A 12238-nucleotide genomic window follows, 5' to 3' on the forward strand; every position below is an offset into this window, starting at 1 on the left:
CTTACGAAAGCCGATGTTGCCTTCAAGGTACGCTTTGACGACGGTGAGTTTGAATTGCTCTGAATACTTGGCCATTTGAACACCCCCATTAGGTCGGATTGGTGTCCAACTTCTTGGGGGCAGTCCACAGCGTGGGAATGCGTTTCACGACGCTCTGCGTCGCAAGTTCTGCGCTGCACAGGTCAATTCAAGAGAGGACGCAGAGCGTCCAGAAGGGCATGCCCACGCTGGAGCATGGGCACGATGGTGTTCTCCCGCATATCTCGCGACTGGCGGGCCTTAGTGCAGCTTCATCCGTGGTTCGGTGCCTTTGCCGATCTTGCTGCCCAGCATCAGCATCAGGGTGCGGAAGGTGCCGTACAGCGCCATCTGGTGCATGCGATACAGCGACACATAGAACATCCGCGCCAGCCAGCCTTCAAGCATTACGCTGCCCATCAGGTTACCCATCAGATTGCCGACTGCCGAGAAGCTCGACAGCGAGATCAGCGAGCCGTAGTCCTTGTAGGTGTACTCCGGCAAGGTCTTGCCTTCGATCCGCAGGCGCAGCGATTTTGCCAGCAACGACGCCTGCTGATGAGCAGCCTGAGCGCGTGGCGGGACGTTGCGGTCGGTGCCTTTTTGCGGGCAGGCGGCGCAGTCACCGAAGGCGAAAATATTTTCGTCGCGGGTGGTTTGCAGCGTCGGCAGCACTTGCAACTGATTGATCCGGTTGCTCTCCAGCCCATCCAGCTCATGCAGAAACGCCGGGGCACGAATACCTGCCGCCCAGACTTTCAAACTGGCCGGAATGACCTGCCCGCTGGCCGTGATCAAGCCATTGGCGGTCACTTCACTCACCGCGGCATTGGTCAGCACCGTCACGCCAAGTTTTTCCAGTGTCTTGTGCACCGGCGCGCCGATACGCTCTGGCAATGCAGGCAGCACCCGAGGCCCGGCTTCGATCACGGTAATTCGCAGGTTTTCCGGCTTGATCTGGCCCAGCCCGTAAGCGGCCAACTCGTGCGCTGCATTGTGCAGTTCTGCTGCCAGTTCAACACCAGTCGCACCTGCGCCAACGATGGCCACGGTGATTTCCTGAGCACTGTCAGCCTGACCGGCGTGAGCACGCAGATAGTGGTTGAGCAGTTGCTGGTGAAAGCGCTCGGCCTGTTTGCGGCTGTCGAGAAACAGGCAATGCTCTGCCGCGCCTTTGGTGCCGAAGTCGTTGGTGGTGCTGCCCACCGCGATGACCAGCGAGTCGTAACCCAGGCTGCGTGCCGGAACCAGTTCTGCGCCGTTTTCATCCAGCGTCTCGGCCAGATGAATCTGGCGGCTTGCGCGGTCCAGGCCGGTCATGCGCCCGAGCTGAAACTGAAAGTTGTTCCACTTGGCCTGAGCCACGTAGTTCAGCTCGTCTTCATACGAGTTGAGCGAACCCGCCGCGACCTCGTGCAACAGCGGTTTCCAGATATGCGTCAGGTTGGCATCAACCAGCGTGACACTGGCCGTGCCTTTCTTGCCCAGGGTCTTGCCCAGACTGGTAGCCAGCTCCAGACCGCCAGCGCCTCCGCCAACGATAACAATACGATGCGTCATAAGGATTACTCGGAAGGTTTAAGGAATTCGGGGGGAGCTCGATCTTCGCGAGCGCAAGGCAGCTCATAGCGTCAGAAGGCTCGATAAATGGGTTCATCACGGCAACACCGGGATCAGGAGCGGCCTGCGCTCGACTGGATGCCGGTTTGCCTGAAGGTACTCTTCGACACACCTTTGCGGTTCCGGGTTCAGGTGGCTGCTCAATTTATCCGTTGTCTCAAGCGTGCTGACGGGCAGGGGGCCATGGGTCGGTGATTTCCAGCGGCTCGACCTGCAGCGTATCGTCGAGGCGGATGATGCCGCTTTGTAGCACTCGCGCAGTAATTCCACCATGCCCGCGCACCGCTTGAAAGGTGCCGTGGCCGAGACGCTGCTCAAGCCGCGCACAAGGCTGACACCAGCCGGTGGTTTCGAAAATAGCCTGACCGATCCGGAAACGTCGATTCTTCAGGCTGAACAGGTTGATGCCACTGATCACCAGATTGCGCCGCAAATCCTGCGGCACGATAGGGTTATCCGCCGCGCGGTTCAGCAACGAGCCAACCACCGCCAGATGCTCCCACTGAATCAACGTCACCTGGCGTGCATTGCGCGGGCCGGGCCGCGAGTGATCGCCGGTCAGCCCCGCTTCGCGCCGCGCTTCCACCGCATCCAGCTCGATCATCTCGACCCGCGATTGCGGACGTACGCCGATCCAGCGCACGCGACCTTGTTGCGGCACATCGGCCAGCAGTTCCTGCAAGGGGCTCATAAACTGATTCCAACATCGAAAACGACACTGCGCCCCAGATTGGTACGCAGAAAATCCGGAGCGCCCGGATGCGCGAACAATACCCGAGCAAACGTGGGCCCCACCAGCGACAACGAACGCCAGCCCTGACGCAAGTACTCGGTCGGTGGCGGAAAGTGGCTGTTGAGGTCCAGCACTTCGCGCTTGAGGCTGGCGAAGGCGATGATATCCAGCCCGCCCAGGTCAATGCCGCGTTCGCGATAATTGGTGGATTTCTTGCGCAGGGTAGGGGCGAGTCGGTGCAGCAGTTCAGAGGCGGGAATCCGTTTGGGCTTGGCTTCCCGACGTACCAGCTGGCTCAACGAAAAAGCGCTACGTCGTCGCGCCAGCTCCTCGCGCCACTCGTCATTGAGACGACGGCCCTCATCGAGCACAAAAAACACCTCGAAACGCCCGTCACGAAACAGCACATCCGGAGGCTCCTGAGTGGCCGGCGTGAAGTCCTCATTGCGATGCGCAATGTTCAACCCCTGTAACAGGCGCTGACAAACCCAACGCTCACGCTCCCACTTCCGCGCATTGGAAAGAAAGGCGTTGGCTTGTTCGGCCTGGATCGTCAACAGGCGTAGGTAGTCTGAGTCATCCATAGGGCCAAGCTTAGCGTTCAAGTTGCCATGACTGGAAGAGTGAATGCAGGTGTGTAGACTGGCAATTCATTTTTTGATCGCTTGCGAAAAATGCCCGCAGGCGCTGCTTTTATCGAGGATCTTCAGAAACAAGCCAAAAGGCGTTCTGAGATCACGCCACGCGGTGTTCGTCGCTGACATCCAGAAAATGCCATCCATCGCCAAGATGTTCGCCATTCCCCAAATGCGCGATTACAGCTATCGCATCATGCTTGATCGAGAGGTGCGCATCGTGCCGCAGTACGCAGGCGATGACGATAAAGGGCTGTGGTTACAGTTGCGCGACGGGCAGCTGATCAGTCAGCCGCCTAAAGCTTTTCTGTACGGCGCCGAAGGCATGAAAAGCCAGTCAAATGGTACTCAGAATATGCATTCAGGAATTGGATATTGAAAGCTAATGCACTCTTCGCCGGGCTTTTATTTTTTTGTCTTTCAGAGGGCGCATTGGCATCAATGCAGAAAGGCCTGGATGCGTACAGTCAAGGACTGTATGGGCAAGCATTTTCTCTCTTCCAGAAGGAGGCTGCCAAGGGCAATGCTGAGGCCGAGTACTACATCGGGTTGCAGTATGAGGAGGGGAAAGGTGTACCCAAAGATACGCTAAAGGCCTTTGAGAGTATGTCAGCCGCCGCACAACGTCGGCTAGTGCTGGCTCAGTACAGGTTAGGTTTTTTTTATGAAAACGGTATTGGCACAGCTGTAAATCTAGCAAAGGCTGCTGAGTTTTATAAGGTCGCTGCGGAGCAAGGTTTGCCTGCTGCACAGTCCCGATACGCACTTATGCTTGGCGAAGGAAGAGGCGTAGAAAAGGATGAAGCGTCTGCGGTTGGCTTCATACAGCGTGCCGCTGACAGTGGTGATGCCGAGGCGTTGAATATCCTGGGCGTGGGGTATATCGAAGGTCGTGGTGTCGACCGTGATGCGGTCAAAGGTTTTCGCTTTCTTAAATTGGCAGCCGAGAAGGGCAACCTCCTTGCGCAACGAAATCTGGCTAAAAGCCTCGCGGAAGGAAAGGGCGTCGAGCAAGATGAGCATGAGGCATTTAAATGGTATGAAAAATCTGCTGCCGGAAACGACCCTATAGGTCAACTGGCGCTGGGCCAAGCCTATGAGTATAGCGCAGGTGTAGAAAAGGACTATGAGAGCGCACTTGCTTGGTACCTGCGTAGTGCTTCAAATGGCTATGCCCCTGCGCAGTACAAGATCGGATATTTTTATAACGTTGGCAAAGGGACAGCGACGGACTACAAGCAGGCTCGTTATTGGCTTGGGCTCGCAGCAACTCAAGGGCTTGCCGTTGCGCAGGCGGATGTGGCAAGTCTTTTTGAATCAGGCCGTGGCGGTGCTGTTGATAACGCCGCAGCTGCAAAGTGGTACCGATTAGCGGCTGCTCAAAATATGCCGCGTGCTCAGTATCAGCTTGCGCGCATGCTGAAAGAGGGGCGTGGTGTCGAACGTAACTATGCAGAAGCGCTGCTGTATTTTCGTGCGCTCTCTGCAGAGCGAATTGCCTATGCGGAAAACGAGTTAGGCAACATGTACAAACATGGTTATGGTGTTCCCCAGGATTACTCGAAAGCCATGGACTGGTACTGGAAAGCAGCGGAGCAGGACGACGCCGCCGCTTTCGCGAACCTCAGCTTAATCTATGAGAAAGGTTTGGGCGTTTCGAAAAATTCAGTGATTAGCTATGCCTTGATGAAATGCGCGTCTAGCATCAATCCTGACAGCAAGGTCTACAAGGACGCGATAGATAAGGTTTCGGAGGAGATGGATCCCGAGAAGGCTATAGATAGAGACAGACTGTCAGATAGAGACAGACTGTCGCACGAGGTTTGTAAAGTCAAGAATGTTGCTGTTGATAACTATCTGAAATAGGCGTTTTTTGCGCAGTTTATTAGCGAGGTGGTAGGCGCGTCATGCGGTTCTGAAAAAGGCTGGTGTGGTGATGGAGGTAAAATTATTTGAAACAGGAACCTGGCAGTGTTTATTTTGGGTTTGGCGGTTTATGTGTTGGGCGGTGTAGGTCTCTATTATTTGACCGATCAGTTAATAGCTGCGGGTGAGGTAATGGATATCATGTATGCCTGGATTTTTCTTGACGCGGGAGTTCAGATATCAGTCTATCAATTTACTTGCTTTGTGTGGTCGACAGTATGTCATGCTTGGTGGATGGCACTTTTCTCACGACGGAGTGTGGCGTGGGTGGAGCGTATAAGATTTTCAAACGTCGTTTATTTATTTTTTAGAGTGCTCGGTTATTTGTTTTTCTGTCTTTTTATTCTGGGGATGGTTGGAGTGGGGGTTGCCAAGAGGCCATTTTCTGACTTTCATCAATTCTTTTCCATACTGGTCCCCTGTCTTTTGCTGGGCGGCTGGGTTTGGTCTGCACGAGATCTTCTGATTGCGGTTTCTGGGGGCAAGAAAAGGGGCGTCAGGTGAATATACCCTCGAGAGGTTGACCACAGCCGCTTGGAGTCGGGCGACTGTGAGACAGCCTTCGTGAGCAATTCGGATCGTCGCTCCAGTCACTCGTCCGTTGGCAAGAAATAGAGTTGTCTGGGACTGCGTCGATCAATGCCCCCTGTGCGGAGCCTCCAGATCACCCGAGAACAACTCGTCCTCAGCATCCGGACTCACCGGAATCGCATGCTCTTCAGAAGCCCACGCCCCCAGGTCGATCAGTTTGCAGCGCTCGGAGCAGAACGGGCGGCTCGGACTGGCTGCGCTCCATTCCACCGGGGCGTCGCAGGTTGGGCATTGAACGGTCATTGGTTGGCTCATGATTGGCCTCCACGCAAAGTAAGGTAAAAGTGGTGCAGCCGCTCGACTTCGCTGCTAAGCCAGGCGTGATCGCGGTCGTTGACCAGCACATCATTGGCATGACGCAGGCGGTCTTCACGCTGGATCTGCACCTTGAGAATGGCTTCGACCTGCTCCTGGCTGGAGCTGTCGCGCAGCATGGTGCGTTCTATCTGCAGGTGCGCCGGAGCATCAATCACCAGCAGCCGCTGGACCATGCGGTATTGCCCGGACTCGACCAGCAGTGGCGAGACCAGAATGGCATACGGTGATTTGGCCTTGGCCAGATGGCTGACGATTTCCTGATTGATCAGCGGATGCAGCAGTGCTTCCAGCCAGCGCCGCTGCTCGGGGTTTTCGAAGATCAGCTTGCGCAGCGCGCCACGGTCCAGCTCGCCGCTGGTCTGCAACACGCCTTTACCGAAGTGCGCCGCTATCTGCTCCAGCGCCGGGCGCCCGGGCTCGACTACCCAGCGGGCGGCATGATCGGCATCCACAGTGTCGACGCCAAGGTCGCTAAAACACTTCGCCGCTGCACTTTTACCGCTACCGATGCCGCCAGTCAGGCCAAGAATCCAGGGTTTTTCATCAGGGTGAGTCATCTGAAACCGGCAAACTGCATGTAAGAGTCGGTTATTTGACCACCCCAGAGCAAAGCGATCCACCCCGCAATGGCCAGATAAGGACCAAAGGGGATCGGCGTACCGCTTTCAACCCTGCGCACACGCATCATGATCACCCCGAGCACCGCGCCCACCAGCGACGATAACAGGATGGTCAGCGGCAAAATCTGCCAGCCGCCCCACGCGCCCAGCATGGCCAGCAACTTGAAGTCGCCATAACCCATGCCTTCCTTGCCGGTCACCAGCTTGAACAGCCAGAACACCGACCACAGCGCCAGATAGCCGGCCACCGCTCCCCACAGCGCATCGTTCAGCGAGGTGAACAGCCCGAAGGCGTTGACGATCAGGCCCAGCCACAGCAGTGGCAGCACCAGAGAATCAGGTAACAGCTGGTGATCAGCATCGATCAGACTCATCGCCAGCAGCCCCCAGCCCAATACCAGCATCGCCGCCGCCTGCCAGCCAAAACCGAAATGCCAAGCCACATAGGCCGACAACACTGCGCAGGTCAGCTCGACCAGTGGGTAGCGTTTGCTGATCGGCGCTTTGCACTGCGAGCATTTGCCGCGCAGCAGCAGATAGCTGATCACCGGCAGGTTTTCCCATGGGCGGATTTTGTGTGCGCAATGCGGGCAGCTGGAACGGGGACGATTCAGATTGAAGACTGGTTGATCGGGTTCGGCGGGCAGGCCGAGCAGTTCACGGGATTGGGCTTTCCAGTCGCGCTCCATCATTATCGGGAGGCGGTAAACGACCACGTTGAGGAAGCTTCCGATGATCAGGCCGAGAATGCAGCAGGTGGTGACGAAGGCCAGGGGTGAACTGGCCAAGAGGTCGAGGAGGGGCATGTCAGGCAACGTCCCCTAGTTTGAATATTGGCAAATACATCGCAATCACTAAGCCGCCGACAACGACACCTAGTATGGCCATGATCATTGGCTCCATTAGGCTGGTCAGGCTATCAACCATGTTATCGACCTCATCCTCATAGTAGGTCGCGACCTTATCCAGCATGTTGTCCAGAGCACCGGACTCTTCGCCGATCGCAGTCATCTGGATTGCCAGACTTGGAAAAACTCCCGTTGCACGCATTGAAAAATTCAACTGCATCCCTGTGGACACGTCTTGTTTAACTTTATTTACCGCATTTTTAAAAACCACATTACCTGTCGCACCTGCGACCGAATCCAGCGCTTCCACAAGCGGAACGCCGGCAGCGAAAGTAGTTGCCAGTGTTCGTGCGTAACGTGCAACTGATGACTTGAAAATCAACGGTCCGATAATCGGAATCTTCAATAATATTCGATCAATACTATCTCGAAAATTCTGTGATTTTTTATAAGCCTTTTTGAACAGGAAAAAACTAGCAAAGAACGCCACAACAATAGCTATCCACCATTGCTGGATGACCTCGGAAAGCCCGATAACCATCAATGTGAACATTGGTAGCTCAGCGCCAAAGCCCGCAAAAACCGATTGAAATTGTGGTACGACCTTTATGAGCAGAATACCTGAAACGATGACCGCAACGATCAACACGGCTGCAGGATAGGTCATTGCTTTCTTGATTTTGGCTTTAAGTTTTTCTGTTTTTTCTTTATAAGTCGCGACTCGGTCCAGCAGACTTTCGAGTGCTCCTGCCTGCTCTCCTGCATCTACTAAATTACAGAAAAGGTCGTCAAAGTACTCGGGCTTTTGTCGTAAGGCTGTTGCGAAACTATTTCCCGCCGAAACTTCCTGCTTGAGCGAGTTTACCAATGCTCGCATATTTGGGTTTTCTGCCCCCTCGCTAATAATGTCGAACGACTGTAGCAGCGGTACGCCAGCTTTCATCATTGTCGCCATTTGCCGAGAAAAAAAGGCGATGTCCAACGGTTTTATTTTTTTGCCTTTACCGAAGATAGAAACAGATTTTTTGCGCACCTTGGTAGGGTTTACACCCTGTTTACGCAGCTGTGCCTTGATGATTGCCGGGTTGTGGCCGCTCAATTCACCGGTGAGTTTTCCGCCTTTTTTATCTACGCCTTCCCAAGTATAGATACTGACTTTTACTGCCTTGCTGGCCATGCTTAATCCTTGGTCACGCGGTTGACTTCTTCAAGACTGGTTATGCCCTGCATGGCCTTTGACAGTCCGGAGGTACGCAGGTCATTGAAGCCGTCCTTGCGCATCTGTCTGGAGATCTCCAGTGAGTTGCCTTCTTCCATGATGATGCGCTCCAGCTCCGGTGTTTTTTTGACCACTTCGTAAATACCGACCCTGCCTCTGTAGCCCCCATTGCAGTGCTCACAGCCCACCGGTCCAAAGATCTTGAAGGTGCCGATTTTAGCTTCTGGAAAACCTTCTTGAATCAGTGTGTCACGAGGGATATCCAGTTCTTTCTTGCAATGGCTACACAACTTCCGCGCAAGTCGTTGCGCAATAATCAGGTTGATTGCTGTGGCAATGTTGAACGCTGCAACGCCCATATGATGCAGTCGAGTCAATGTTTCTGCTGCGCTGTTGGTGTGCAGCGTTGAAAGCACCATGTGGCCGGTTTGCGACGCCTTAATAGCGATTTCGGCGGTTTCCAGGTCGCGAATCTCGCCTACCATGATTACGTCGGGATCTTGACGCAGGAACGCGCGCAATGCCTGAGAAAAGTCCAGCCCTTGGCGCGGGTTGACGTTGACCTGATTGATACCTTCCAGGTTGATCTCTACCGGGTCTTCGGCTGTGGATATGTTGATGTCCACGGTATTAAGAATATTCAGGCCGGTATACAGCGACACTGTCTTGCCGGAGCCTGTCGGGCCGGTCACAAGAATCATACCTTGCGGCTGCTTCAACGCTTCCAGATACAACGCCTTTTGTTCTGGCTCGTAGCCCAGAGCATCGATGCCCATCTGTGCGCTGGTCGGGTCGAGGATCCGCATCACGATCTTCTCGCCCCACAATGTGGGCAGGGTATTCATACGAAAATCGATGGCCTTTGTTTTGGACACCCGCAACTTTACCCTTCCGTCTTGCGGTTTGCGTCGTTCCGAAATATCGAGGCTGGCCATGACCTTCAGACGCGCAGCAATACGGTTTGCCAAATGAATCGGCGGTCTGGCGACTTCGTGCAGGATGCCATCGGTACGCAAACGTACGCGGAAGATCTTTTCGTAGGGCTCGAAGTGCAAGTCGGATGATCCTAATCGGATGGCATCCATAAGCATTTTGTTGACGAAACGTACCACTGGAGCGTCATCCGCGTCGTTCTGCGCAGCGAGCGAGGTCTCCTTGCCATCCGTGGGCTCGATGTCTAGGCCCAGATCGACATCTTCCAGATTGCCTAGACCGGTATCACTGTCAAAAAAGCGATCTATCGCGGTCGTCAGCTTGTCATCTTCGACCAGAATCGCTTCGGTGTTCAGACCTGTGCTGAACTGAATATCAGTCACCGCCTGATGATTCGTAGGGTCCGAAATCCCTATAAACAGTTTATTGCCGCGTCGCCACAGCGGCAGCGCATGATGCTGTCGAACCAGCTTTTCACTGACCAGCCCTTTAGGCTGGCTTTCCTTATCCAGGCTAGCGAGGTCCATGAACGGCACGCCAAACTGATCAGAAGCCATTTCTGCCAGCGTCAGGCTTTTGACCAATTTGTTCTGAACCAGATAGCTCACCAACGAAATCTTGTCGCGGCGCGCCTGTTGATACGCTTGCTGCGCAACAGATTCAGTAAGTAGCTCGGCGAGGACCAATTGTTTGGCCAAGCCAGTGAGGACAGCATCAGTCATAAAACCACCAGACACAGACAATGAGTGGGTTATAGCGCAGTCGGGCTTTGCTGCCAAATGGCAGTGAGAGATGTGACGAAAATTGTCAGTTTCTGCGGATTTCAGAACGTATATCGCTGCAGATAGAGCGTATTGGTGATATCAGCAGTTGAGAATGGGTTCTGGCACGACCTGTGCTTCTACGCTCTCAAGGCACTACCTAATTGACGCCTCGGAGAAGTACGCGATGAAAGCACAAAAAGGTTTTACATTGATTGAACTGATGATCGTTGTTGCGATTATCGGTATTTTGGCGGCGGTTGCGCTGCCTGCCTATCAGGATTACACAATCAGAAGCAAGGTCAGTGAAGGCTTGGCGCAAGCGAGCTCCGCGAAGCTAGCAGTTGCTGAGACGGCCGCTAACGTTGGCGGTATTGCAAACGTAACAGCAGCTAACTCCGGCTTTGTGTTTAACCAAGTGGCTACGAATAACTCATATGTGGCATCCGTTGTGGTTGGTGCTGGCGGCGTCATCACTGTTGTGACTAAAGCTACCGGTGCAACAGATCAGCCAGCGTTTCAGCTCGTCCCGGCACAAGCTTCAGTCAACGATCAGATCACTTGGACTTGTACAAGGACTGCTGGTCTCGCCAAGCACCTTCCTGCTAACTGCAGGTAATTAAAGGCAATGATGCTTGAAGTTTGCCAGCGCCATGCTGAATTTTTGGACCGTTAAAGTCTTTAAGATTTCGACGCTCCTAAAGCGCTGGAAACAGGTGTGATTGTTACTTTTTTGCTGTGGGCGGTGGGGCCCGGAATTTTTCGACCGGGCCTCATTTTTAAATTGATTACCAAGTCGCTATTTATCGCAGCCTCGGATCTATGCTGAGACCGTAGGTAGCCATATTGTGGCACTCGCCTCGCAACTCAGACCTTTTAGTTTCGCTCACTCGCTTGCAGCAATTCCAATCCCAACGGCGAAAAACCGTACTCAACCCAAGGCAGCGACTTAGCCAGCACATCCCGAACAACAACACCTTTCTCCTCCAACTCATCAGGCCGCACGACAGAATCTTTGCCGAAATGCCCGGAATGTCGACGCGAAGCTTGCCAAATCGCCTAGGACCGCCACTCATACTCCACAGAAGATTTGTTCAAACGAAAACGCCTCGGCAAATTGCTCCGCCGGGACATTTTGTTTTTAGTGCGCATTTTTATTGCGTGGCATTGTAGGACATTTCAGCTTTTGCATTAGGTCACTTCCTGATCCGCTTCGGTTATCAAAACGTCCGTTGATTGATATCCGAATCAAGCCCAGAATTACCCACCTGATTACCCCACACATGAAGAGAGGAGCTATGAACACCACCGCATCACCCAGCCGCCTCCTCGGTGTGGGCCTATACACCCCAGCAGAAGCGTCCTCATACACTGGCATTCCGGCGAAAGACATTCGCAGATGGATGTTCGGCTATAGCGCGGCAGGTGTAGATCACCCCGGCCTCTGGACGCCAGAGGTCGCATTTCTGAACGACAAGCTGCTCGGCTTCCACGATCTGCTGGAAATTCGTTTTGTTCACGCATTTCGCCAGCACGGCGTCAGCTTGCAAGCGATCCGCAGCGCCTCGTTACAAGCCAGAGAAATGTTCGGTCAGCGCTACCCGTTTACGTGCAGACGTTTTCAGACTGACGGACGAGATATTTTTGCAACGGTTCTGGATGAGACGGGTGATGAGGCTCTGCTGGATCTGGTGAAGCGGCAATATGCCTTTAAACAGGTCATTACACCTTTCCTATATGAGGGCATTGATTACGCAGGTGAAGAGTCGGCAAAGCGCTGGTATCCGGTCAAGCGAAGCAAGGCAGTCGTTTTGGACCCGGCAAGGAATTTTGGCAAACCGGTGTTGGCAACAACGGGAATCCACACAGCAACGATCTATCATTCTTATCTGGCTGAAGGTCAGAACGCGAAGCGTGTGGCTTTACTCTATGAGATTGCGCCTGTCGCAGTGAAAGCAGCTGTTACCTATGAGCGTAGCCACGCAGCTTAAGATACGTGGCCAGGCAGTAGTTGAC

Annotated in this window: 14 protein-coding genes and 1 pseudogene; 5 read left to right on the forward strand and 10 right to left on the reverse strand. The window is 54.0% G+C overall.

The window, feature by feature from the left end; all coding sequences use genetic code 11:
* Positions 1 to 279: 279 nt before the first annotated feature.
* The 4 genes from RGM3321_RS04680 to RGM3321_RS04695 all read right to left on the reverse strand — a co-directional run bounded on the left by RGM3321_RS04680 (position 280) and on the right by RGM3321_RS04695 (position 2955).
* Entirely contained in the window at positions 280 to 1578 is a 1299-nt protein-coding gene (locus RGM3321_RS04680) for an NAD(P)/FAD-dependent oxidoreductase (protein ID WP_244391795.1), read from the reverse strand.
* Between the two features lie 96 nt (positions 1579 to 1674).
* Positions 1675 to 1911 (reverse strand): DUF3094 family protein, encoded by a 237-nt coding sequence (locus RGM3321_RS04685; protein ID WP_244391796.1) that lies wholly within the window; start codon positions 1909 to 1911, stop codon positions 1675 to 1677.
* Positions 1796 to 2329, reverse strand: coding sequence for an MOSC domain-containing protein (locus tag RGM3321_RS04690; protein ID WP_003317783.1), 534 nt, complete (start codon positions 2327 to 2329; stop codon positions 1796 to 1798). Before RGM3321_RS04690 ends, RGM3321_RS04685 begins: the two co-directional genes overlap by 116 nt.
* The gene (locus RGM3321_RS04695; protein ID WP_003430735.1) at positions 2326 to 2955 is read right to left on the reverse strand and encodes a DUF1780 domain-containing protein; all 630 of its coding nucleotides are present in this window, start codon (positions 2953 to 2955) and stop codon (positions 2326 to 2328) included. Before RGM3321_RS04695 ends, RGM3321_RS04690 begins: the two co-directional genes overlap by 4 nt.
* 43 nt (positions 2956 to 2998) lie before the next feature.
* On the opposite strand from RGM3321_RS04695, the gene RGM3321_RS04700 reads away from it, so the two are divergent.
* From RGM3321_RS04700 to RGM3321_RS04710, 3 genes are all read left to right on the forward strand, one after another.
* Positions 2999 to 3385 carry a hypothetical protein gene (locus tag RGM3321_RS04700; RefSeq protein WP_244391797.1) on the forward strand — a complete coding sequence of 129 codons (387 nt, stop codon included), beginning with the start codon at positions 2999 to 3001 and terminating at the stop codon, positions 3383 to 3385.
* On the forward strand, positions 3382 to 4872 hold the full coding sequence (locus RGM3321_RS04705) for a tetratricopeptide repeat protein (RefSeq protein WP_244391798.1): 1491 nt from the start codon (positions 3382 to 3384) through the stop codon (positions 4870 to 4872). The genes RGM3321_RS04700 and RGM3321_RS04705 overlap by 4 nt, the downstream gene beginning before the upstream one ends.
* Before the next feature lie 105 nt (positions 4873 to 4977).
* A complete protein-coding gene (locus RGM3321_RS04710) occupies positions 4978 to 5436 on the forward strand; it encodes a hypothetical protein (RefSeq protein WP_244391799.1) in 459 nt (152 codons plus the stop codon).
* 132 nt (positions 5437 to 5568) lie between these two features.
* Here the strand turns inward: RGM3321_RS04710 and yacG are convergent, their stop codons facing one another.
* From yacG to pilB, 5 genes are read right to left on the reverse strand one after another with little or no spacing between them, the layout of a single operon-like run.
* The gene (gene yacG, locus RGM3321_RS04715; RefSeq protein WP_002552020.1) at positions 5569 to 5778 is read right to left on the reverse strand and encodes a DNA gyrase inhibitor YacG; all 210 of its coding nucleotides are present in this window, start codon (positions 5776 to 5778) and stop codon (positions 5569 to 5571) included.
* The gene (gene coaE / locus RGM3321_RS04720; RefSeq protein ID WP_004415092.1) at positions 5775 to 6398 is read right to left on the reverse strand and encodes a dephospho-CoA kinase; all 624 of its coding nucleotides are present in this window, start codon (positions 6396 to 6398) and stop codon (positions 5775 to 5777) included. Before coaE ends, yacG begins: the two co-directional genes overlap by 4 nt.
* Positions 6395 to 7267, reverse strand: coding sequence for an A24 family peptidase (locus RGM3321_RS04725; RefSeq protein WP_044313562.1), 873 nt, complete (start codon positions 7265 to 7267; stop codon positions 6395 to 6397). The genes coaE and RGM3321_RS04725 overlap by 4 nt, the downstream gene beginning before the upstream one ends.
* Before the next feature lies 1 nt (position 7268).
* Positions 7269 to 8486, reverse strand: a complete 1218-nt coding sequence (locus RGM3321_RS04730) for a type II secretion system F family protein (protein WP_116828112.1) — start codon at positions 8484 to 8486, stop codon at positions 7269 to 7271.
* Positions 8487 to 8488: 2 nt separating this feature from the next.
* Positions 8489 to 10183, reverse strand: coding sequence for a type IV-A pilus assembly ATPase PilB (pilB, locus tag RGM3321_RS04735; RefSeq protein WP_116828113.1), 1695 nt, complete (start codon positions 10181 to 10183; stop codon positions 8489 to 8491).
* A 226-nt stretch (positions 10184 to 10409) separates the two neighbouring features.
* On the opposite strand from pilB, the gene RGM3321_RS04740 reads away from it, so the two are divergent.
* The gene (locus tag RGM3321_RS04740; protein WP_162887061.1) at positions 10410 to 10841 is read left to right on the forward strand and encodes a pilin; all 432 of its coding nucleotides are present in this window, start codon (positions 10410 to 10412) and stop codon (positions 10839 to 10841) included.
* 257 nt (positions 10842 to 11098) lie between these two features.
* Here the strand turns inward: RGM3321_RS04740 and RGM3321_RS28445 are convergent.
* Positions 11099 to 11331, reverse strand: a pseudogene (locus RGM3321_RS28445) (helix-turn-helix domain-containing protein); the annotation flags it as partial.
* A 189-nt stretch (positions 11332 to 11520) separates the two neighbouring features.
* Between RGM3321_RS28445 and RGM3321_RS04745 the strand changes: the two are divergent.
* Positions 11521 to 12213, forward strand: coding sequence for a DUF433 domain-containing protein (locus tag RGM3321_RS04745; protein WP_347880964.1), 693 nt, complete (start codon positions 11521 to 11523; stop codon positions 12211 to 12213).
* Positions 12214 to 12238 lie beyond the last annotated feature (25 nt).

Source organism: Pseudomonas sp. RGM 3321 (assembly GCF_022836805.1).
Taxonomy (GTDB): Bacteria; Pseudomonadota; Gammaproteobacteria; order Pseudomonadales; family Pseudomonadaceae; genus Aquipseudomonas.

Excerpts from the sequence above, each read along its gene's own strand:
- RGM3321_RS04680 (WP_244391795.1), bottom strand. The coding sequence starts at position 1,578 with ATGACGCATCGTATTGTTATCGTTGGCGGAGGCGCTGGCGGTCTGGAG.
- RGM3321_RS04685 (WP_244391796.1), bottom strand. The coding sequence starts at position 1,911 with ATGGTGGAATTACTGCGCGAGTGCTACAAAGCGGCATCATCCGCCTCG.
- RGM3321_RS04690 (WP_003317783.1), bottom strand. The coding sequence starts at position 2,329 with ATGAGCCCCTTGCAGGAACTGCTGGCCGATGTGCCGCAACAAGGTCGC.
- RGM3321_RS04695 (WP_003430735.1), bottom strand. The coding sequence starts at position 2,955 with ATGGATGACTCAGACTACCTACGCCTGTTGACGATCCAGGCCGAACAA.
- RGM3321_RS04700 (WP_244391797.1), top strand. The coding sequence starts at position 2,999 with ATGCAGGTGTGTAGACTGGCAATTCATTTTTTGATCGCTTGCGAAAAA.
- yacG (WP_002552020.1), bottom strand. The coding sequence starts at position 5,778 with ATGAGCCAACCAATGACCGTTCAATGCCCAACCTGCGACGCCCCGGTG.
- coaE (WP_004415092.1), bottom strand. The coding sequence starts at position 6,398 with ATGACTCACCCTGATGAAAAACCCTGGATTCTTGGCCTGACTGGCGGC.
- RGM3321_RS04725 (WP_044313562.1), bottom strand. The coding sequence starts at position 7,267 with ATGCCCCTCCTCGACCTCTTGGCCAGTTCACCCCTGGCCTTCGTCACC.
- RGM3321_RS04730 (WP_116828112.1), bottom strand. The coding sequence starts at position 8,486 with ATGGCCAGCAAGGCAGTAAAAGTCAGTATCTATACTTGGGAAGGCGTA.
- pilB (WP_116828113.1), bottom strand. The coding sequence starts at position 10,183 with ATGACTGATGCTGTCCTCACTGGCTTGGCCAAACAATTGGTCCTCGCC.
- RGM3321_RS04740 (WP_162887061.1), top strand. The coding sequence starts at position 10,410 with ATGAAAGCACAAAAAGGTTTTACATTGATTGAACTGATGATCGTTGTT.
- RGM3321_RS04745 (WP_347880964.1), top strand. The coding sequence starts at position 11,521 with ATGAACACCACCGCATCACCCAGCCGCCTCCTCGGTGTGGGCCTATAC.